At 63.9% G+C, this 454-nt stretch carries 1 protein-coding gene; it reads right to left on the bottom strand.

The genetic code is table 11. From position 1 onward, the window contains the following. The coding region (locus ACXN5W_RS30390; RefSeq protein ID WP_473161820.1) for an amylo-alpha-1,6-glucosidase at positions 1-454 on the bottom strand (454 nt) is incomplete at both ends.

Genomic DNA, 454 nt, shown 5'->3' with positions numbered 1-454 from the left:
CCGAGGAGGTGTTGGGTGATTTTTTCGGCGCGGTGTTCTTCGACGATGCCGCTCCACAGGAGGTGGCCGATGTTGGAGGACAGGGCGTCGACGTGGTTGCCGTCGGGGTCGAGGGCGAGGGCGTAGTAGTCGCGTTCGGGGATCCAGAAGTCGCGGTTGAAGCGGTGTTTGAGGTCGGCGGCTTCGTGTTCGAGTTGGGTGGCGTAGTGGGGGTCGTTCCAGAATTCGCGGGCGAGGCGGGCGCCGCGGATTTTGGCGTCGTAGGCGTAGCCTTGGAGTTCGCAGGTGGCGCGGGGGGTTCCGGGGAGTTGGCCGTCGTGGTAGGAGATGGCGTTCCAGGAGTCTTTCCAGCATTGGTTTTCCAGGCCGGTTTGTTCGTTGCGGCGTTGGTACCACAGGTAGCCGTCGGTCATGATGTCGCCGTATTCACCGATCCACCCCAACGCCGCCCGGG

It is taken from the genome of Plantactinospora sp. A48 (genome assembly GCF_055793945.1).
This window is presented reverse-complemented; position numbering and strand designations above follow the sequence as displayed.